The 19,237-nt window shown below is 50.3% G+C and carries 19 protein-coding genes; 10 read left to right on the forward strand and 9 right to left on the reverse strand.

Going from position 1 to position 19,237, the window contains the following annotated elements; genetic code table 11:
• Positions 1-75 precede the first annotated feature (75 nt).
• Positions 76-666, reverse strand: coding sequence for a SixA phosphatase family protein (locus ACW9SV_RS21730; protein WP_479558886.1), 591 nt, complete (start codon positions 664-666; stop codon positions 76-78).
• A 171-nt stretch (positions 667-837) separates the two neighbouring features.
• Complete coding sequence (locus ACW9SV_RS21735) at positions 838-3,039, reverse strand: PAS domain S-box protein (RefSeq protein ID WP_479558887.1); 2,202 nt, start codon at positions 3,037-3,039, stop codon at positions 838-840.
• A 419-nt stretch (positions 3,040-3,458) separates the two neighbouring features.
• Here ACW9SV_RS21735 and ACW9SV_RS21740 point away from each other — a divergent pair, with 419 nt between their 5' ends.
• The 4 genes from ACW9SV_RS21740 (at position 3,459) to ACW9SV_RS21755 (ending at position 7,966) form a co-directional block, all read left to right on the forward strand.
• A complete protein-coding gene (locus tag ACW9SV_RS21740) occupies positions 3,459-4,190 on the forward strand; it encodes a tetratricopeptide repeat protein (RefSeq protein WP_479558888.1) in 732 nt (243 codons plus the stop codon).
• Between the two features lie 289 nt (positions 4,191-4,479).
• Complete coding sequence (gene fabG / locus ACW9SV_RS21745) at positions 4,480-5,226, forward strand: 3-oxoacyl-[acyl-carrier-protein] reductase (RefSeq protein ID WP_479558889.1); 747 nt, start codon at positions 4,480-4,482, stop codon at positions 5,224-5,226.
• A gap of 33 nt (positions 5,227-5,259) precedes the next feature.
• Positions 5,260-5,526, forward strand: coding sequence for a hypothetical protein (locus ACW9SV_RS21750; protein WP_479558890.1), 267 nt, complete (start codon positions 5,260-5,262; stop codon positions 5,524-5,526).
• A gap of 352 nt (positions 5,527-5,878) precedes the next feature.
• Positions 5,879-7,966 carry a vWA domain-containing protein gene (locus tag ACW9SV_RS21755; protein ID WP_479558891.1) on the forward strand — a complete coding sequence of 696 codons (2,088 nt, stop codon included), beginning with the start codon at positions 5,879-5,881 and terminating at the stop codon, positions 7,964-7,966.
• Positions 7,967-8,028: 62 nt separating this feature from the next.
• On the opposite strand, the gene ACW9SV_RS21760 is transcribed toward ACW9SV_RS21755, so the two are convergent.
• On the reverse strand, positions 8,029-8,238 hold the full coding sequence (locus ACW9SV_RS21760) for a hypothetical protein (RefSeq protein ID WP_479558892.1): 210 nt from the start codon (positions 8,236-8,238) through the stop codon (positions 8,029-8,031).
• Between the two features lie 330 nt (positions 8,239-8,568).
• Here ACW9SV_RS21760 and ACW9SV_RS21765 point away from each other — a divergent pair, with 330 nt between their 5' ends.
• From ACW9SV_RS21765 to ACW9SV_RS21780, 4 genes are all read left to right on the forward strand, one after another.
• Positions 8,569-9,174, forward strand: a complete 606-nt coding sequence (locus tag ACW9SV_RS21765; RefSeq protein WP_479558893.1) for a pseudouridine synthase — start codon at positions 8,569-8,571, stop codon at positions 9,172-9,174.
• 344 nt (positions 9,175-9,518) lie between these two features.
• Positions 9,519-11,465 carry a molecular chaperone DnaK gene (gene dnaK, locus ACW9SV_RS21770; RefSeq protein ID WP_479558894.1) on the forward strand — a complete coding sequence of 649 codons (1,947 nt, stop codon included), beginning with the start codon at positions 9,519-9,521 and terminating at the stop codon, positions 11,463-11,465.
• 188 nt (positions 11,466-11,653) lie between these two features.
• The gene (locus ACW9SV_RS21775; RefSeq protein ID WP_479558895.1) at positions 11,654-12,172 is read left to right on the forward strand and encodes a hypothetical protein; all 519 of its coding nucleotides are present in this window, start codon (positions 11,654-11,656) and stop codon (positions 12,170-12,172) included.
• A 191-nt stretch (positions 12,173-12,363) separates the two neighbouring features.
• Complete coding sequence (locus ACW9SV_RS21780) at positions 12,364-12,990, forward strand: 3'-5' exonuclease (protein ID WP_479558896.1); 627 nt, start codon at positions 12,364-12,366, stop codon at positions 12,988-12,990.
• 162 nt (positions 12,991-13,152) lie between these two features.
• On the opposite strand, the gene ACW9SV_RS21785 is transcribed toward ACW9SV_RS21780, so the two are convergent.
• The 3 genes from ACW9SV_RS21785 to ACW9SV_RS21795 form a co-directional block, all read right to left on the reverse strand.
• Positions 13,153-13,725: a histidine phosphatase family protein gene (locus tag ACW9SV_RS21785; RefSeq protein ID WP_479558897.1), complete on the reverse strand. Its 573-nt coding sequence runs from the start codon at positions 13,723-13,725 to the stop codon at positions 13,153-13,155.
• Between the two features lie 78 nt (positions 13,726-13,803).
• Positions 13,804-14,205, reverse strand: a complete 402-nt coding sequence (locus ACW9SV_RS21790; RefSeq protein ID WP_479558898.1) for a c-type cytochrome — start codon at positions 14,203-14,205, stop codon at positions 13,804-13,806.
• Positions 14,202-15,662, reverse strand: coding sequence for a PQQ-dependent sugar dehydrogenase (locus ACW9SV_RS21795; RefSeq protein ID WP_479558899.1), 1,461 nt, complete (start codon positions 15,660-15,662; stop codon positions 14,202-14,204). Before ACW9SV_RS21795 ends, ACW9SV_RS21790 begins: the two co-directional genes overlap by 4 nt.
• A 123-nt stretch (positions 15,663-15,785) precedes the next feature.
• On the opposite strand from ACW9SV_RS21795, the gene ACW9SV_RS21800 reads away from it, so the two are divergent.
• The gene (locus ACW9SV_RS21800; RefSeq protein WP_479558900.1) at positions 15,786-16,133 is read left to right on the forward strand and encodes a transmembrane 220 family protein; all 348 of its coding nucleotides are present in this window, start codon (positions 15,786-15,788) and stop codon (positions 16,131-16,133) included.
• A 60-nt stretch (positions 16,134-16,193) separates the two neighbouring features.
• Here the strand turns inward: ACW9SV_RS21800 and ACW9SV_RS21805 are convergent, their stop codons facing one another.
• The 3 genes from ACW9SV_RS21805 to ACW9SV_RS21815 are packed head-to-tail and all read right to left on the reverse strand — an operon-like array spanning position 16,194 to position 18,382.
• The gene (locus tag ACW9SV_RS21805) at positions 16,194-16,727 is read right to left on the reverse strand and encodes a GNAT family N-acetyltransferase (RefSeq protein WP_479558901.1); all 534 of its coding nucleotides are present in this window, start codon (positions 16,725-16,727) and stop codon (positions 16,194-16,196) included.
• Positions 16,728-16,730: 3 nt separating this feature from the next.
• On the reverse strand, positions 16,731-17,258 hold the full coding sequence (purE, locus tag ACW9SV_RS21810; RefSeq protein WP_479558902.1) for a 5-(carboxyamino)imidazole ribonucleotide mutase: 528 nt from the start codon (positions 17,256-17,258) through the stop codon (positions 16,731-16,733).
• The gene (locus ACW9SV_RS21815) at positions 17,255-18,382 is read right to left on the reverse strand and encodes a 5-(carboxyamino)imidazole ribonucleotide synthase (protein ID WP_479558903.1); all 1,128 of its coding nucleotides are present in this window, start codon (positions 18,380-18,382) and stop codon (positions 17,255-17,257) included. Before ACW9SV_RS21815 ends, purE begins: the two co-directional genes overlap by 4 nt.
• Positions 18,383-18,687: 305 nt before the next feature.
• Here ACW9SV_RS21815 and ACW9SV_RS21820 point away from each other — a divergent pair, with 305 nt between their 5' ends.
• The gene (locus ACW9SV_RS21820) at positions 18,688-19,152 is read left to right on the forward strand and encodes a hypothetical protein (RefSeq protein WP_479558904.1); all 465 of its coding nucleotides are present in this window, start codon (positions 18,688-18,690) and stop codon (positions 19,150-19,152) included.
• The last annotated feature ends 85 nt before the right edge of the window (positions 19,153-19,237 follow it).

A 19,237-nucleotide genomic window follows, 5' to 3' on the forward strand; every position in this document is an offset into this window, starting at 1 on the left:
CAAAAGCCGAATCGGGGCTGTTTTACAGAAAACAGCCCCGATTCGGCTTTTGGCTTTATTAATTACTGATGTTACCTAGTTAGCTAGAGTTACGGATGGTTCACCATATTTCTGCACTTCCACCACCGGCTCTTTTCCAGTAGGCAAAGTCACTTTGAACAGGTAATCATATTGATAATCGGCGATCTCAGATACTGGCTTTTTCCCGCTTAATGTTTCTACCAGAGGCAACAGGGTATTGGAGTGACCGGCTACCACCACGGTTTTGCCGGCGTATTCCTGCTTTATCTTTTGGGCCAATCCTGCGAAGTCCTGTGCCTCGTATATCTGAACGGTTTGTTTCTGGGCGGTTGCCAGAGGCTGCAGGGTTTGCTGCGTGCGCTTGTATTTAGTGGCAAAAAGCGCGGCTACGGGTACTGAGGCCAGTTGGGTACGCAAGACCTCAGCCCGTTTCTGGCCTGCTTCTGACAAATTAGGGTCATCGGTCATGGTACCGTTGGAAGCAGCTTTCTCAGCGTGGCGCACTAGGTACACCACGGTTTCAGAAGCCTGGTTTTTTCCGGCAGTTTTAGCAGCACCCGCTTTTTTGCCGGAGGCTTTTTGGGCTGTACAGCTGAACAGAATACAAACGCTCAACAGACACGTGAGCAACAGCGAAAATTTCATTGACTTTATCATAGGGCTTAAGTAAGAGTAAAACAAGGTTCTAAACTGATTAGCTTACAGAAGGGAAGCTTTACCAAATGTAATAAGTTACCGCAAGAATGCGCTAGAAAGCAGAAGCCGATGTTGCTCTGTGACAACATCGGCTTCTGAAGAAATATTCACGCTCTGGTTCTAACTGGGACGCTCACCAAGGGTACCGTTGGGCAGTTGTATTTCAAAGGTTGTGCCCTCGCCTACTTTGCTTTTAACCGAGATCTCACCACCTGCATTTTCAATAATGCGCTTTACAATGTACAAGCCCACACCTGAGCCATCCACGTGCTGATGCACCCGTTTGAACATGCCAAAAATCTGGGGTAGATGGTGCTCTTCTATGCCTAACCCGTTGTCTTCAATGCTCAGCTTAATCCCGTGTTCCCCATAGGTAGCCGTTGTTATTTTCACCTCAGGCTTGCGGTCTGGATGTTGGTACTTGATGCTGTTACTGATGAGGTTGTACAACACGCTCCGGAGATTCTTTTTAGAAAAGCAGATCGCCGGGGCGGCGGTCACTTGGGTAGTGATGGTGGCTTCGCTGGAAAAGATCAATTCGGCGTTAATCACCTTGAACTCCTCCACCAGATCTTCCAGGTTCACCATTTCTTGGCTTGTTTCTACCTGCTTCTGAATCTTGGAGATCTCGGTAAGCTCATCAATGGTGTTTTTGAACCGGATGATCGCCTTGTCAATCATGTCTAGCAACGGATCTACCGATTGAGTTTGGGGCCCCAATTCCTGTAACTCTTCCTGAAGGGCTTTCACCAGTCCCTGCAAATTGGCAATTGGCGATTTCAGGTCATGTGAGGCGGTGTAGACAAAGTTGTCCAAGTCGGCGTTGGTACGCTCCAGATCCGTGTTTTTCTGGGTGAGCTCGGCATTCATCTTTTGCAGTTCTTCTTGCGTGGCCGCTAAGCGGCCAATCAGTAGCTTCTGCTCATGGATGTCGGTCGCGGTGCCGAACCACTTCAGCACTTCCCCTTTTTCGTTTTTTAGCGGAATGGCTCTGGTCAGATACCAGCGGTAATTACCCCCCCAATGCCTTACCCTGAACTCAATCTCGTAATCCTGACCCGTTTGAATAGAATTTCCCCACGTGACGGCAGCCCTTTCCCTATCTTCGGGGTGCAAGGCCCCTATCCATTGCTCGCCAAGTACATCTGTTTGGGGCAGCCCGGTATATGTTTGCCAATGCCCGTTTACATAATCCAGCTCCCCCTCTACCGTGGCGGTAAAAGCGATCTGGGGCATGGCCGAGAGCAGGGTTTGCATTTGGGAGACTGCATCAAGCAACTCCTGTCGGTTTCTTTTCTCTTCTGTGATGTCGCGTACTTCAATCACGGTGGAAATGGGCACTCCGTTCTCGTCAAAAATAGGGCTGGCGGCGCAGGAGACGGGGAAAGAGGTTCCGTCTTTGCGGAAGAACACATCTTCATGGGCCCGCACGTCAAAGTTCTGGGGCAAGGCCCGGTCTAACGGACATTCCTCCAAAGGATACTGAGAACCATCTGGCCGATGATGGTGAATCATGTAATGGAGCTGCCTTGCCCGTATTTCCTCAAACGTGTACCCCACCATCTCTACGGCTGCGGGGTTCATGAACGTACAGTATCCAGTGGCATCCATCATGAAGAGTGCCCCGGTGGCATTGTCGGTAATGGTTTGGGTAAGGTAATTCTGCTTTTCCAATTCCTGGGCGCGGATTTGGATTCTATTCTCCAGATCATTGTTCAAGGCCTGCAACGCGGCGTTAGATTCTTTCAGCTCATCTTCCAGACTGTGACAATCTTTCAACACCATGCCCCACTCTATGGCAGTACCCGCCAAGTCAGCTGCAAGGTCCATTAGCTGGATTTCCTCTTCTGAAGGCGTCCTTTCGGTTTTATAATAAAGGGCGAAGGTCCCCAATACCCGTTCATCCTGAGAGGAAAGAATGGGTTGCGACCAACAAGCCTTAAGCCCATGCTCCAGAGCGATCTGGTAATCTGCCCATCTGAGGTCTGTGGCAATACTCTCCACCACTACCCGCTTTCCGGTAAACGCCGTGGTACCGCAGGAACCCGCCAGAGGCCCAATCTGGGCTCCGTCAATGGCTTCGGAAAAGGCTTTTGGCAAGCTGGGGGCACTTAAATGATGTAGGGTATCTTTTTTCAGCAATAATACCGAAGCAGAAATATCTGGGTAGGCTTTCTCAAGGGTTAGCAGGAGCGTGTCCATGACCTCGGCCAAGGGAGTTCCTCCCATCAGGTCTTTTCTTACTTGCCGTTGGGCAGCGCTGAAGATGTCTACCGGGTTTGTTTTGCTTAAAAATTCAGGTAATTGGTCTGTACTGGACATGAAGAGCGGGTTACTGCAATGGAAAACTACCTAATTAAAAGGTCAACTCAGGAAAAGTTTTCCTATAACTATTTCGGGCGGCAAAGGTTTCACCCCCGAAAGCACAGCAGACAGAAGGTGATTGGCTTGATTTTATATCAACAGCCTTTATTTATCTAAAGCTGCAATTCAGGGCGTTCTCCTATTGAAACGGTATAATGCTGGAGCAAAAGCTTTCCACTTCCTTTTCAAAAATTCACCCGTTTTCTTTTATAATCCTTCGTGCCGCTTTTCAGGATAATACAATGAAAAACAGGAAACTGAGTTCTTAAAGAACATAACCGCACCCTGCTGCACTACCGTTTCAGGTCTCTTTCAGGAATATGCACCTAAAACTATATTCCCAAAAATGAGTATGTAGCAGAAGTTAGACCCTACCTATGCAACTGCAATCTCACACCCCGCTTTCACCTAAATTTTCCTTTGTTGTTTTGCTGCTTTTGCTGGCCTTCAGCGGCTGTAAAACGGCCAAAACCCACTACCGCGAGGGACTGGAACGGGCCAGCAAAGACGACTACATTGGTGCCGTGCGCGAGTACGATGCCGCCATTGCCAAGAAACCCGATGACGGGAGCCTCTACCGCCTGCGCGGGGTGGCCAAATACGAGATGGATGACTTTGACGGCGCTTACGCCGATTTCTCCCAGGCCATTCTCTTGGTGCCCAATGATGCCGAGTCCTTTAAATTCCGGGGCGACATCAAACAGAACCGGGGCCAGTACAAGCAAGCCATTGAAGACTACAACCAAGCCATTACGCATCAGCCCAACTATGCCAAGGCGTACAACAACCGGGGACTTAACCGGGCCCGCCTAAAAGACATCAAAGGAGCTGTACAGGACTTCACCCAAGCCATTGCCCTGCAGGAAGACTATGCCGTGGCGTACCTGAACCGGGCAAACCTGCGCATGCGCCAAAAGCAGTACAACCCCGCCATGGAAGACTATGACCGGGCCATCCAGTATGACCCCAACATGGTACAAGCCTTCTATAACCGAGGCGTTTTGAAACATACCCAAAAGAACCGCAAAGGAGCCTGCCAGGATTGGCAACGAGCCTTTGAACTTGGTTCTCCCGATGCCGGCAATCTCCTTAATCGGTTCTGCAAGTAACTTTCCAAGCTTGTAATTTAGCCCCAATCTTTGCTGAGCTCGAATTTCGTCTCCCTTTTGCAGGGAACATTCAGCTTTGGCGTAATCTGCCTTTCGGCAGAAAACAAGCGTATTCAAGCTTTATTGATTCTCTATCCGTTTAAGCAGGTTTTCATCAAAACAGACTCTAAATGGAGGTACGTGGTGAAAACCTTGGGGTGTTACTTTGGCTCCCGCCCGCAATTAGTATATTTGGCCCCGAGAACCGGGGAGCGTCTCCTGATTGGTGATGGCCCTTTAAAGAAGCACTATGAAATTACTGGAAGGAAAAATTGCCCTTGTAACCGGCGCCTCTAAAGGCATTGGACGGGCCATCGCGAAGAAATATGCTGAAATGGGTGCCAACGTGGCCTTCACGTACCTCTCCAGCGTAGAGAAAGGTCAGGCCCTGGAGCAAGAATTAGCGGAGTACGGAATCCAAGCCAAAGGCTACCGTTCCGATGCCTCTGACTTCACCCAAGCCGAGCAATTGGTAGAATCTGTGGTGAAAGACTTCGGCAAGCTGGATGTGCTGGTAAACAACGCCGGTATCACCAAAGATGGTTTGCTCATGCGCATGAGCGAAGACCAGTGGGATGCCGTAATCAACACCAACCTCAAATCGGTGTTCAACCTGACCAAGGCGGCCACTAAACACATGATGCGCGCCAAGAGCGGCTCCATCATCAACATGACCAGTGTAGTAGGTATCAAAGGCAACGCTGGACAAGCCAACTACGCTGCCTCTAAAGCAGGTATAATTGGGTTCACCAAATCGGTGGCACTGGAATTAGGTTCCCGTAACATCCGTAGCAACGCCATCGCACCAGGCTTTATTGAAACCGACATGACCGATGAACTGGATGCTGCCGTGGTAGCCGAATGGAGAAAAGCTATTCCGTTGAAGCGCGGAGGCGCTCCGGAAGATGTTGCCAATGCAGCCGTATTCCTGGCTTCTGATTTATCTGCCTACGTTACTGGCCAAACCCTGCAGGTAGACGGCGGTATGCTGACCTAGTCCTAGAACTAGTTTCTATACACAGAAAACCCGATGCTGTTTCCCAAAGCATCGGGTTTTCTGTGTATGAAGGGTTTCTCACCAATTGGAGGTGATGATGGCCAACAAAAGCAGGACACCCGCAAAAATCACAAAGTAGATGATTTGGCTTCCTTTATGTGGGTCTCTGGCGAAGTTCGTTTGCGTTTGATTCACTCTCTTCTGTCCTTCGTCTTTATTGAAGATCATCCAGATGAAGACCCCACAGAAAGAGACAAACAAGGCTACTCCAATCCCGACTATCCAAAACAAACTCTCTAAACCTGGACAACATTCTGCCTTTGCCGGAGGGGCCATGCACAGCAGCCCAACGAGGAGCAAAAAAACCTGCTTTCCACTTTTTAATAGGTGTCATTTTTAAAAATTAGGGATGGGCGTTTACTGCTACCATCCTGGAGCCGCCAACCTGGGTACTCTACAAGAAGTAAAAGTAAAGTTTTGTACCGAGTATGATTTAGGCCTAGTTCTAATGAAAACGGCCCTTAAACCGAAAGGCAATAACTTTCTTATGTGCTCAGTTAGAGAAATAAACCAAGGAAGAAAGGAGAATAGACATAACTATGCCTTACTTCTTTTATCTTGCTACTTGAACCTGTGACCTAACTCACCGTTTGTGCAATCACTCCAAATTCACACCGCTTATTCTCCTTGGTATGCATTGCTTTGCCTGGCTGCCGGAATAAGTGTTTCCTGGCTTATGTACCGGCGGGGAGGTCCCTGGCCTACCGGGTTGCGCTGGCTCCTGGCTTCGTTGCGGGCTCTTTTGGTAGCATTGGTGTGCTTTCTGCTGCTGGAACCCTATACCCGCCGTATCCGGCAGGAGGAAGTAAAACCTAAAGTGGTCTTGGCCTTGGACAACTCCCAATCGGTGGGCTTGTTCACTCCCAAGGAGGACCTGAACCGCACCCTGCAAAGCCTCGACGCCCTGGCCCAACGCTTAAGCGACAAAGGCTTGGAAGTGATCAAACAGACATTTCAGGAAGGAGATACCACAATTACTTCTTTTGCGCAGACTCCGCTCAAGGCCTCAGTAACCAACCTGCACGCTTTGGTCCAGAAAAGCGACCGCACCTATAGAAACCAGAACCTGGCAGCCACCGTCCTCATCTCCGATGGCATCCATAACCAGGGCCCCACTCCCACCTTCCAGCTGTATGACGCCCCCATCTACCCCGTAGCCTTGGGCGATACCGTAGCTAAGCGCGATGTGGTGCTGGAGGAAGTTCAGTACAACAAAATCAACTATACAGGCACCTCTTTTCCGGTTGTGGCCCGCGTGCGGCATAATGGCTTTGGAGGCTCCACGGCTACCGTAATGCTACAGGAAAACGGCAAAACTGTACAACGAAAAACCATTTCTTTGCCTCGGGGAGGCGCGATGCAGACGTCATTCCAGGTGAATGCGGCGCAAGCGGGCAAGAAGCACTACCAAGTGGTGGTACAGCCACTCACCGGTGAGTTCACCAACCTGAACAACCGTCGCCACGCCTACCTGGAGATCATCAAAGGAAAACTGAAAGTGTTAGTGGCGGCCGCCGCCCCTCACCCAGACATCAAAGCCCTTAGAAGCGCCCTGCTCACAAACCAGTTGTTAGACGTGGAAGTGGTGTTGGGGCCTTTTCAGAATCCTAGTTTCAAAACGCCTTATGACGCGGTCATCCTACACCAGATTCCAAACATCAGCGGCGTAGGGAATGATTGGCTTAGAAGATTAAGAGCGGCAAACGTTCCGACTTTCTATATTTTGGGCGCTCAGACAGATTTCAACGCTTTCAATGCTTTGCAGGCGGGCGTACAGTTGAGCCGTCCTTCCCCTCAGTTTGATGAGGTGCAACCGCTGTTGAACAACGCTTTCCAACGGTTCTCCACCGAGCCCACCGCCCAAACCCGGGTCAGAAGCTGGCCTCCTACGGCCGTTACTTTTGGGGATTGGCGGATCGCGCCGGCGGCTGAAGTTATTTTGCAGCAACAAGTAGGCAGTGTGCGCACTACCAAACCGCTCATGGTGTACAAACCGGCTGCCCCTACCCCATCGGCGGTCCTCCTCACCGATGGCAGCTGGCAGTGGCGGCTCACCGAGGCCGTAGACAATGGCACGTCGCAGATTTATGATGAACTCATGACCCACGTGGTGCAATTGCTGGCCAACCGAAGAAACCAGAAGCGCTTGCACGTGTACCCGGTGAAAGACGAGTTTGAGACCTCAGAAGGCGTCAACCTCCAGGCCGATGTATTCAATGCAGTTCAGGAAGAGATTTTTGGGCAGACCATTTCCCTCACCTTAACCCATGAAGGTGGAAAGCAGACGCAGCATCGTTTCCGGCACGAGCAGGGCGGCGAAGGACTGCGTTTAGGCAACCTGCCGGTAGGCGTTTACCGCTACACCGCCTTCACCCGCCTTGATAACCAGACCCACACCGATAACGGGGAGTTTGTGGTACAGGAACAGAACCTTGAATCACTCATGGCCGTGGCCGATCATAGCTTGCTGAGCCAAATCGCGGATAGATCTGAGACCCGGCTGTACTATCCCGCGCAATTAGCCCAACTAGAGCAGGATTTACTCAAAGCCAATTTCAAAACCATCCTGCGAAGCGATGATGAGGAAAAAGACCTTTTGGAGCAGCCCTGGTTCTACTTCCTGCTTCTGGGGTTAGCCTGCGCTGAATGGGCCCTTCGGCGTTTTTACGGCAGTTTATAAGAATCTGCCATTTAACGCAATGACCTTAAAAGAAGAAGGCTGCCATTCCAGCAGCCTTCTTTCTATTTACCGCCGGCAGAGTCCACGGCTGGAGCTATGGTATCAGCACGGTTATCGGCGGCTCCGGTTTCATAGTCCTGCGCCCGTACGCTAGGATCTCTTTCTTCGGTGGCAGTTGGTTCCACGTCTCCCTCCTTATGTTTGGGGGCAGAATTACAGCTAGCCATCAAAAACATGGAGACAGCGGCGCAAAGGATGAGGCTCTTTTTCATAGTGGAAGGTTATAGTTCAGGACGATATTTTATCAGGCTTTAACACAGGTAAACCTCGCAAAGCCTCCAAGCTCTTTCTCATTTCCAATTCTCTATACGGATTCTTTCAAGGTAAGTAGCTAAGTCGGTTTTAACCTGATTTCCAAACCCTAGACCAGAAACGGTTTCACTCTAAGTTTTCCTTGGTTTACATAGCGTAAATTCAAATCTGTCTACTGACTTTGTATCCTTCCTTTTCAGCAGGCATTGGCAAAATGGGGCTAGTTTCAGAAAAACACGCCCTAAACAGATCCAAAGCCGTACTTTTGTCTGTCATCTACCGCTACCGCTTTGCAGTACCTTCTTCTCAACAAGCCTTTTGAAGTCCTTACCCAATTCACAGACGAAAATGGGCGCAGCACCCTGAAAGACTTTGTGCCCGTTGGAAACGTGTACCCCGTGGGCCGGTTAGATTATGACAGCGAGGGCCTGGTCCTGCTCACCGATGACAAGCAATTGCAGCACCGTCTCTCAGACCCTAAGTTCAAGGTAGAGAAAACCTACTGGGTGCAGGTAGAAGGCGTACCTACCGACGAGGCGCTGGACCAGCTGGAAAAAGGCGTGCTCCTCCAGGGCAAGAAAACATCGTCCGCCAAGGCTAAACTACTAGAAGACGTTACCTTCTGGGAGCGCTCCAAGCCCATCCGTTTCCGGGCAAACATTCCTACCACGTGGTTGGAGATCAAAATCAGCCAGGGCATGAACCGGCAGGTGCGCAAAATGACGGCGGCCGTAGGATATCCAACGCTCCGACTGGTGCGGGTGGCCATTGGGCCTTTACAATTGGGTTCTTTGCAGCCGGGTGAGTACCGGGAATTGACTTCAGAGGAAGTAAAGGTTTTGAAAGGGTTGGCAAAACCCAAAGCCACTTATCAGCCGCATTTCAGAAAAAGGTAGTGCCGTTTCACCGTTACGATGTGGCAGGGTAGGCAACCCTGTTCTAAATTCGTTCACCGGTCTCTTTGACTTAGTAAGCTAAATTGAAATCAGGTTTTCTGTCTTGTTGAACCTCAGGGACATGGTAAAATGCCACTGCTTTGGGGCCTCCTTTCCTAAAAATAAGCCAAAAGCGCCGCTTGGGCTGCCATCTTCTACCTAAACTTCGTATAGCCTTTTTCATGGCTTTTGCCAAAAATGACATTGTGTCACAAAACGTCAGAATTATGGCCTTGGCACATGTCTTGTTAATAAGAGTGCAAACAAGTTTGAATTCAGAAACTACTAAAATAAAACTATAGACAATGGGAAAAATAATAGGCATTGACTTAGGAACTACCAACTCTTGCGTTGCGGTAATGGAGGGTAACGAACCAGTGGTGATTCCGAACAGCGAAGGCCGCCGGACTACTCCGTCCATCGTGGCTTTCCTGGACAACGGGAACGGTGAGCGTAAAGTAGGTGATCCTGCCAAGCGTCAAGCTATCACTAACCCACAAAATACCATCGCGTCCATCAAGCGTTTTATGGGTCGCGGCTTCTCAGAAGTAAAAGACGAAACCAGCCACGTTTCTTACAACGTGCAGTCTGGCAGCAATAACACGGTGCGTGTGCAAATTGGCGACCGTCAGTTCACGCCGCAGGAGATTTCTGCCATGGTTTTGCAAAAAATGAAGCAAACTGCGGAAGACTACCTGGGTACTACGGTAACCGAGGCGGTGATCACAGTTCCTGCTTACTTCAACGACGCACAACGTCAGGCTACGAAAGAAGCCGGACAGATTGCCGGTTTGGATGTGAAACGTATCATCAACGAGCCTACTGCCGCTGCCTTGGCGTACGGTTTGGATAAAAAACACGCCGATCAGAAAATCGCGGTATACGACTTAGGTGGTGGTACCTTCGATATCTCTGTTCTGGAGTTAGGTGACGGTGTGTTTGAAGTATTGTCAACCAACGGTGATACCCACCTTGGTGGTGACGACTTTGACCAAGTGATTATTGCCTGGTTAGCCGATGAGTTCAAAGCCGAAGAAGGCATGGACTTACGCAATGACCCAATGGCCCTTCAGCGTTTGAAAGAAGCTGCTGAGAAAGCTAAAATTGAGCTTTCCTCTTCTTCTGAGACCGAAATCAACCTGCCATACATCACCGCTACGCAGACTGGTCCTAAGCACTTAGTGCGCAGACTGTCTCGTGCCAAGTTTGAGCAGTTAGCCGATGACCTGGTACGTCGTTCAATGGAGCCGGTTCGCAAAGCGTTGCAAGACGCTGGCTTGCAGCCATCTGATATTGACGAAGTAATCTTGGTAGGTGGTTCTACCCGTATCCCAAGAATCCAGGAGGAAGTAGAGAAATTCTTCGGCAAGAAACCATCTAAGGGTGTGAACCCAGATGAGGTAGTAGCCATCGGGGCCGCTATCCAGGGTGGTGTATTGACCGGTGAGGTGAAAGACGTTCTGTTGCTTGACGTAACGCCGCTTTCCTTGGGTATTGAGACCATGGGTGGTGTGATGACCAAGTTGATTGAGTCTAACACAACCATCCCAACCAAGAAGTCTGAGACCTTCTCAACTGCTTCTGACAACCAGCCAAGCGTGGAAATCCACGTGTTGCAGGGTGAGCGCCCAATGGCCCGCGACAACCGCACCATCGGTCGTTTCCACTTGTCAGACATCCCGCCAGCACCACGCGGCGTTCCTCAGATCGAAGTAACCTTTGATATTGACGCCAACGGTATCCTGCACGTGTCTGCCAAAGACAAAGGAACTGGCAAAGAGCAGAAAATCAGAATCGAGGCTTCCTCTGGATTGTCTGAGCAAGAGATCGAGCGCATGCGTAAAGAAGCAGAGGCTAACGCCGAGGCTGACCGCGTAGCCAAAGAGCAGGTAGAGAAAGTAAACCAGGCTGACTCTATGATCTTCCAGACCGAGAAGCAGCTGAAAGAGTACGGTGAGAAACTTTCTGCCGGAAACAGAACTGCCATTGAAGGTGCTTTGGCTGACCTGAAGAAAGCGCACGAGTCGAAAGACTTGGCCGCGATTGACAGCGCCATGGAAAACATCAACAACGCCTGGCAGGCTGCCTCTCAGGAGATGTACGCCGCCACTGGCGGAGCCGGACAGCCAGGTGCTGACGGCGGAGCCGGATTCGGTGGAGCTGGACAACCAGGTTCTAACGGACAAGGTGGTGCCACCCAGTCTGCCGGTACAGATAACGTGACCGACGTGGATTACGAAGAAGTTAAGTAACAATAAATAGGTTTAGTTGAGAAAGCCTTATCGCCTTGCGGTAGGGCTTTTTTGTTTGCTTAGACGTAGTTAGCTGTCATTTCTCAAACCTGAGGAAAAGGAAAAGCGACCCGGAGAAGTAGCCGTTTCAGGTGTGGTATGAACTTTGCCTGTTTCATAGAATCTTTTCACCCTTAAAACCTTGCCCTATGAGAAAGATTAAAGTAACGGCGGTATTGTTGGCTGCCAGCCTTGCACTTCTGGTCTGTCCGGCGGCTTCTGCCCAAGAAAAAGGTAAAAAGTACAAAGAGGGCAAGGAGTACAAAGAAAAGAAACACAAAAAAGACAAAGGCTACCAAGACCAGGAATGGCGTGACAACCGGAACGACCAAACTAGGCCTCGGGAGAATGGAAGCTTAGGCGGCATATTAGGTCGCGTCATTCTTCCTCCAAGAGGAACGGCAGGCCCTCGGCAACTACAGGGCGTTCCCAAAGGCCATTACCCACCACCCGGCGAGTGCCGAGTTTGGTATCCTAACCGTCCGCCCGGGCATCAGCCCCCTCCCACCGATTGCCGGAATCTGTATGGCGTACGGCTGGAACCTGGTGCTTTCATTTTACACGGGGACCAGGCTTATGACGCAGAATATGACTGGAGGGAAGAGGAAAGACGCCGTCCGGGGTCTGTTACCCGTGACATTCTGGACATCCTGTTTCCCCGTCGTTAAGCATAGTTTCCTTTGAATTTATAAAGCAGAAAGGAGAGGCATTGGCTTCTCCTTTCTGCTTTTACAGAAGTATCAGCTTCCTCTTTCCAGCCTGTTTTTACAAAAACGACCCTTTTTTGCTTTCCCAGACTGTAACCAGACAGTAATGCTTCCAAAGCTTCGTACCTTTGTTTCTTTGGAGCTAAAGGAGTATGGAAATGGATTTTATTACCTTAGATTTTGAGACAGCCACGTCTGACCGTGACAGCCCTTGTGAGATTGGATTGACGTTTGTGAAAAACGGGCAGATTGCAGACACGCAGGCCTGGCTCATCAAACCAAAATCGTATCCGTACTTCAACAGCTGGAACATCGCCATCCACGGCATCAAACCCAAGGATGTTCAGAACAGCCCGACGTTTGACCAGGTGTGGCAGGAACTGAAACCAATGCTGCAGAACCAACTGGTCATTGCCCACAATGCCAGCTTTGACATGAGTGTGCTCAGGGCTACGTTGAACACCTATGGCCTTCCCTTTCCTGAGCTGAACTACGCCTGCAGCGTGCAGTTCTCCAAACAAGTATGGCAGGGCCTACCGCAATATGACTTGAAATCGCTATGCAACCGCCACGGCATTCAGTTCAAGCACCACCGTGCCGCCGCAGATTCTTATGCCTGCGCCGAGTTAACCTTGCGTGCTTTGGCGCACACGGATTGTAGTTGTTTAGAGGATTTTCCTGAAAAACTAAAGATAAATTTTGGGCAGTTGTTTGAAGGCGGCTACAAAGCATCATCGGTGAAGAAGGAAGTTAAAAAGAAGAGGGCTTTTCCGTTTTAAGGCTACTATCCTAAAACAGGCTTAACGCATTAGTCTCTGAATATGAGGCTTTGGGCAGTTTCACTTCCAAGTAAGTTATTCTACCACTTAACTCTCTCCTGTGACAGCTTTCAGGTGTTCTCAATCTACTAAATGATAAAACTCACCAGAACAATCCTGAATTTACTTCTCCAATTGCGTTACTCCTACATAGCCCCTACCCCCGTTCAGTAAGACGTTCCAGCCACGTTTTTTTAGGGTTCGTTTGATGAATTCATTCAGGAAACCATGGGCTACCAAGACCGCTAAGCCGTTTTCCTCAGCTTCTTGAATTAAATGATTAGCGGCTTGCCTGGCTCTGGCTTTGGCTTGGGTAAAGCTCTCAATTTCTTTCTGGTTTAACCCCAAAAGCCACAGAATGCGGGAGGTTACCTGCCACCACTTAAGCGGAAACTTGCCTATAGGTAGTCCCCAGATACGGTTCTCAAACTCCACAAAAGCTGCATCTTCTATCAATTGCACGTCTGGCCCAAACAACATGCGGGCGGTGGCTTTGGCCCGGGGCAGCGTACTGCAGAAAACTCTTTTGATCTGGTTCATGGGCAGGTGTTCACTCCGTTCCATCACCTCCTCTACCTCCGCCACATTGTAGTCTTGCAGATACTGCTGGGCTTGGGCTTTGGAGAAGAATCCTTTGCGGTTGACAAGAGGTCGGGCGTGCCGAATAAGGTAAATGTGCTGGGCATTGGGGTCCATCTTTTCTTATGTAAAAAGCACGTGAAATGGGTGGTGTCCTTTTCACGTGCTTTTCTGAAAATGGGTTTAAAAGAGAAACTATTGGGAGGCTACCGCTTCATTGGTTTTGTGTCGCCGAAGGGCTTTCAGATACACCACCAGGTCATCCATCTGGTCTCGGGAGATTTCGTGTTTCTTGAAAGACGGCATCCGCCCGATTCCCAAGAAAAAAGCCTTGCTCCTTACCCTGAACCGAAGGGCTGTGCCGGGCAATGGAATGTTGTTGAGCGAGGGGCCTAAACCCGCCTCGCCTAGCGGATGGCACCGCTGGCAGTGCTGCATGAACACCACTCTGCCGTTTTCCAACTGCTGGGTGCGTACAGCCAGAGGTCCCATGATGGGTTCACTGCGGCGGGCGGTGCCACAACTGCTGAGCAATAAGAAAGGCAGCAGCCATAGCAGATGCCGGGCAATTGTAGGGGTAGGGAATAGCGTTCTCATCTGCCAGCAGTTTTAGTGATTTTCCAAATTACTCCGGTCTGTTGCTTGGGAGCGGGTCCTTGCTCAGTCATGGGCATGATCCCGAAATCTACCACGTATAACTCTGTGCCAGCAGGATTAAACTTCACAGCGATGGGCCGCTCCAATCCTCCGTTCTTCATGATAGAGGCTGGTCCGTTCGTCTTGCTTCTGTTGACCGCGAAATCCTCTATCACTCCGTTGGTCGGGTTTACCCGCACTACCTTGAAACCGACGGGGCCATAGGTGTGGCCTACTTCGGGGGTCATATCGCCAAACTGGGCAATAAACGCCTCCCCTACGTGACCAAAGCCAGCATTTCGCGAGAAATCTAATCCGTTGGAAGAGGAGTGTACCCCAAGAATAGCCGCAGGTTTGGGAGGTGTGCCGGGGTGTTGCGCCAACAAGAATTTAGGGTCATCGTGCGGGGTTTTGTAGTCATCAGAAGCCATAGGCTGTCCGTTCGCAAAATCAGGCCAGCCGTACCACTGCCCCGGCTGCACGGCCCAAAGCACATCGCCGGCGCCGTATCCTGGCCGGCTGCCACGGGTATCGTAACCGTTATCGGTAACATAAAGCTGACCGTTTTGCGAGAAGGCCAATCCAAATGGGTTGCGCAGGCCCCAGGCCACCAACTCCAAGGGGCCACCCTGCAAGGACACCCGGAACACGGCCCCGGAGCAGGGCACGGCTCCTTTGATGGTCTGGTTAGGCGTACTAGGCGTCCCAAACGGAAGATAAGCACCGGTAGTGACCTCGTCTTTGTCGTCTTCGGTTAAGGGGTTGTAGGTGGTAAAGTTCTGCCCGGTTAGCACAACGTCTTTACACGGAATGTCATGGAAGTTGGGGTTGCGCTTGAGCCAGCCGTAATGGTAGTTATCCGTGCCCACGATGCCCGAGTTGGTGGCCGTTCCCTGCCCAAAATACAGGTACCCGTCTTTTCCTACCACCGGGGCATCGGTATGGTGATCGCCTAAACTGGGCAGCCCTTCCACTAACCGGGTGATTTGCCCATTACGGGAGATTTTAAGAATGCGGCCGCCTTCCAGTTCCCCTCCCTCTGACACATAAAAGAACCCGTCATGGTAGGTGGCCCCGGTCCAAGGACCGTTTTTGTCGCCGACGGCTATCTGGGTGGTGGTGCCATCGGGGTTCAGGCGCAGCAGTTTGGGAGGAAGCCAGATTTCACCATAAGAGTAACCCGCCTCGGTAATGTAAGCGGCCCCCTGCTCATCAAAGGTGATGCCTGTTGGATAGGTGAGTCCGGAAGCCACCGGTTCAATGGAATACCCCGCAGGAAGGGCTACGTCCTTTGCCTGTAATGCCCGGGTCTGCGGCTCAAAACTTTTTGGACCTCCGTAATGACCCTTGATTTTGTAGCATCCGGAAAACAGCAGGGGCATCAAAGCAACTATACTAAAGCGGATAAGTATTTTCATAGGCATGCAATAGAAAGAGTTCTACGTATGATACTTTTAAGTAAGTAAAACAGTTGCTATTGCACCTTGTTTAGAAAATTTTACATTCGTGAAGAATATAGAAAAAGCTATTTTTAAGGTCCTATGAAATTCCGGGTATTGCTTCTGCTATTATTTATGGTGATGTTCGTTTTGTTTGCCTTTGTGCAGTTGAATGACCCTGATCCGGTTATTTGGGTGCCGGTTTACCTGTCTGCGGCGGTACTTTGCTTTCTGGCCTATAAGCGTAAGCTGTTCAGGTGGGTGTATGCGGTGGCTTTTCTGGGATATGCCGTTACCGCTTTCCTGCTTTGGCCACCTGTGTACCAGGGCATCTTTTTTGACATGAGCCGCTCCCCCGCCATTGAGGAAGCCCGGGAATCATTGGGACTCACGATCTGCGCCCTGGTTATGGTGTATTGCTTTATCCTGGAGTGGAGATACAGGGCTTGAAACTTCTAACCCTTTAGAAACAGGAAGAGTAATTTCAGCCTCCTTTTCAGAAACGACCCTCTAAACGGCTTGCTGGTAAACGAAACGGTATAGCTGTGCCTTCACCTGTTCAATCTCAAACAAGGTGATCAAAGAAGGGTATGACATAAGCAATAATGGTACCCATGGTTTGGTGGCATCATACGGCGGCTGCCGATAGTCAAACTTATTCAGGTGGAAACCTAATCGTTCATAGAAGCTAATCCGCCGCTGCGCATCCTCGGTCAAGGGAGGCTCCACCTCCAGAATCACAGGCTGCTTTGTTTGTTGTAAAAGCGTCTGTAATCCGATACTCCCTACTCCTTTTCCCCGCAGGTCAGGCAGCACAGCAAAGTGCTCCAGGAAGGTAAAGTCAGGCAATTGCCAAATCCCTAGGATTCCTGCAAAAACACCCTCAAAGTGGATGGTTAAAAATTGATAGGCGGGGTTCTGTAAAAGCTGTTTTTGTCTCTCTAAGCTTCGGCGTTCTTCCGGTGGAAAGGCCTCTTCATACAAAGCCCACGCCTGAGAGAATTCAAGCGTGGGCTTTGTGGATATGGTCTGGAAGGAAAGCAAAAGCTAGTCCATTTCAATGTCACCTCGGCGCAATTGCTCTACAGAACGCATTACTTTGTCGCGTTGGGTGCCCCGGTGTTTTTCCAAGGCATCGGCTACTACGGCGTTGGTGGTTCCCAGAATTTGGGCGGCAAGTAAGCCAGCGTTAGTGGCTCCGTTCAGGGCAACCGTGGCTACCGGTACCCCGGAAGGCATTTGCAGGATAGACAAGATAGAGTCCCAACCGTCAATAGAGTTGCTTGATTTCACGGGTACGCCAATCACGGGTAACGTGGTAAGTGCGGCCACCATGCCCGGCAAGTGGGCGGCCCCGCCGGCTCCGGCAATGATTACTTTCAGGCCTTTCTTGCGGGCGCCTTCGGCGTACTCCAGCATGCGGTGGGGCGTACGGTGCGCTGACACGATGGTTACTTCAAACGGAATATTCAGTTGTTCCAGGATATCGGCGGCACCAGACATCACTTTCAGGTCTGACTGGCTGCCCATGATAATGCCTACTAGGGCATTTGTTTGCTCAGGAGTTTGGCTCATGCAATGATTTTTAAGCGGTTCTTGATGGTATCTGCTTTTTGTTTTACTTCTTCAATGGTGGATGCCAACACTGTTAAGTGGCCCATTTTCCGAAAAGGGCGCGTAAACTTCTTTCCATATAAATGAATGTGCAACCCGGGCTCCTGTAAGGTGGTTTCCAGTCCCTCGTACACGGCCTCGCCAGAATAACCGGCCTCGCCCAAGAGATTCACCAACACGGCCGGGCAATGGGGCTCAGTATCGCCTAACGGCAAGCCTAAGATAGCTCTCAGATGCTGCTCAAACTGGGAGGTGGCATTGGCTTTCATGGTGTGATGCCCGCTGTTATGTGGACGGGGGGCCACCTCGTTCACCAGAATCTGGCCGTCACGGGTGACAAACATCTCCACCGCCAAAAGGCCTACAATGTCTAAGCCAGTGGTTACGTGCGTGGCAATCTCGATGGCCATGCGTTGCAACTTATAGGCAATTTGGGCCGGAGCCAGCAGGTAATCTACTAAATTGTGCTCTGGGTGCATGACCTGCTCCACCACCGGAAATGCCTTCACCTCACCCTGCACGTTGCGGGCGCAGATCACCGAGATCTCCGTTTCAAACTCCACCAGTTTCTCTAAGACCGTAGGTGCCTGAAAGGCTTTATGCAAATCTCCTTCAGAAGACAAACGCATCACCCCGTTTCCGTCATAGCCCCCGCGGCGCAACTTCTGGAAAGCGGGAAGGAAATCCACATTGGCTTCCAGCTCCGCTACATCTTTCAACAACCTGAAATCAGAGGTGGGAATGCTGTTTCTCTGAAAAAACTCTTTCTGCAGGCCTTTATCCTGGATGGTTTGGAGCGAGGCTGGTTTTGGGTACACCTGAATGCCTTCCTTCTCCAATTGAAACAGCGCCTCCACGTTCACGTGCTCTATCTCAATGGTCACGTGCGTGCACTTCTTCCCGAAGGCGTAAACCGTGTCATAATCTTTAAAATCTCCGTGCACAAACTCCTCGCAGAGATGGCGGCAGGGCGCGTGTTCATCGGGGTCCAGAACCAAGGTGTACAGGTTGAAATCCAGCCCTGCCTGTAAAAGCATACGGCCCAGTTGGCCACCACCCAGAATGCCTAATTTAATATTGTTCATCTTAAAACCGGAAAGTCACAAGTATAAGAAATATGCGTCTCCTGCAGAAAGTCAGGCCATCTACCGGAAACCCAAATCTCAGGCTTATGCGGGTAAGCTACAAGTTTTAGGGCGGCCAGCGGAATATTTTCTTTCCAGAATTCTTTATTTAATCTCAGATGAGAACACAGCATAAAAATTTCTAGAAAAAAGAATATCTTTGGAGGATAGTAGAAGATACTACCCTAATATTATCATTATACAACATTTATAATCAGCAAACTCCCCATTTGCTTAGATTAAAATAGAATTATCTAAACCCCTTTATGAATACTTCCTACAGGCTCTTACTCCTGGAAGATGACCAAACGTTGGCTGGTGCACTCGTCCAAGCTTTGAATAAGCAAAATCTATACGCCCAACGGGTAGAGGTGCAGACCTTTAGCTATGAAGTGTTTGAGAGCCAGTTTGGCATTGGACGCAACTCAACCCGCGAAATCATTGTGCTGGGAGGCAAAGCTGCGTTAGGCTATGAGCCTGACACCCGCTTGCTGAAATCCCTGACCTCGCACCTGGACCGTACGCATCTTTTTATCCTTACGTCGTCTATAGACGGCAAAAAAATCCTTGACTACTGGCAACCGGGCGTCATTGGGGTGCTGGGCCGTGATGGGCAGGCGCATTCCTCTTTGGTAAAAGCCATCGTACGCCTACAGTTGGCGCAGCAGAAGCGCCTTTCCACCCCTGCCAAACCCAGGCAATCCGGTATCTGGCAGCGGCTTTTTGCCTAAAAGGTGATTTTTGCAGGCAGGAGCACGGCGCTTCTGCCTGCAAATCTGCTGTAGCAGGTAATTTCCTGATTTTGCGTATTATTGG

It is taken from the genome of Rufibacter sp. JT20002 (assembly GCF_056491185.1).

Coding starts and splice junctions, on each gene's coding strand:
- ACW9SV_RS21780 (WP_479558896.1), top strand. CDS start 12,364: ATGGAAATGGATTTTATTACCTTAGATTTTGAGACAGCCACGTCTGAC.
- ACW9SV_RS21800 (WP_479558900.1), top strand. CDS start 15,786: ATGAAATTCCGGGTATTGCTTCTGCTATTATTTATGGTGATGTTCGTT.
- ACW9SV_RS21785 (WP_479558897.1), bottom strand. CDS start 13,725: ATGGACCCCAATGCCCAGCACATTTACCTTATTCGGCACGCCCGACCT.
- ACW9SV_RS21760 (WP_479558892.1), bottom strand. CDS start 8,238: ATGAAAAAGAGCCTCATCCTTTGCGCCGCTGTCTCCATGTTTTTGATG.
- purE (WP_479558902.1), bottom strand. CDS start 17,258: ATGAGCCAAACTCCTGAGCAAACAAATGCCCTAGTAGGCATTATCATG.
- fabG (WP_479558889.1), top strand. CDS start 4,480: ATGAAATTACTGGAAGGAAAAATTGCCCTTGTAACCGGCGCCTCTAAA.
- ACW9SV_RS21795 (WP_479558899.1), bottom strand. CDS start 15,662: ATGAAAATACTTATCCGCTTTAGTATAGTTGCTTTGATGCCCCTGCTG.
- ACW9SV_RS21790 (WP_479558898.1), bottom strand. CDS start 14,205: ATGAGAACGCTATTCCCTACCCCTACAATTGCCCGGCATCTGCTATGG.
- ACW9SV_RS21735 (WP_479558887.1), bottom strand. CDS start 3,039: ATGTCCAGTACAGACCAATTACCTGAATTTTTAAGCAAAACAAACCCG.
- dnaK (WP_479558894.1), top strand. CDS start 9,519: ATGGGAAAAATAATAGGCATTGACTTAGGAACTACCAACTCTTGCGTT.
- ACW9SV_RS21740 (WP_479558888.1), top strand. CDS start 3,459: ATGCAACTGCAATCTCACACCCCGCTTTCACCTAAATTTTCCTTTGTT.
- ACW9SV_RS21815 (WP_479558903.1), bottom strand. CDS start 18,382: ATGAACAATATTAAATTAGGCATTCTGGGTGGTGGCCAACTGGGCCGT.
- ACW9SV_RS21820 (WP_479558904.1), top strand. CDS start 18,688: ATGAATACTTCCTACAGGCTCTTACTCCTGGAAGATGACCAAACGTTG.
- ACW9SV_RS21750 (WP_479558890.1), top strand. CDS start 5,260: ATGCTGTTTCCCAAAGCATCGGGTTTTCTGTGTATGAAGGGTTTCTCA.
- ACW9SV_RS21730 (WP_479558886.1), bottom strand. CDS start 666: ATGAAATTTTCGCTGTTGCTCACGTGTCTGTTGAGCGTTTGTATTCTG.
- ACW9SV_RS21775 (WP_479558895.1), top strand. CDS start 11,654: ATGAGAAAGATTAAAGTAACGGCGGTATTGTTGGCTGCCAGCCTTGCA.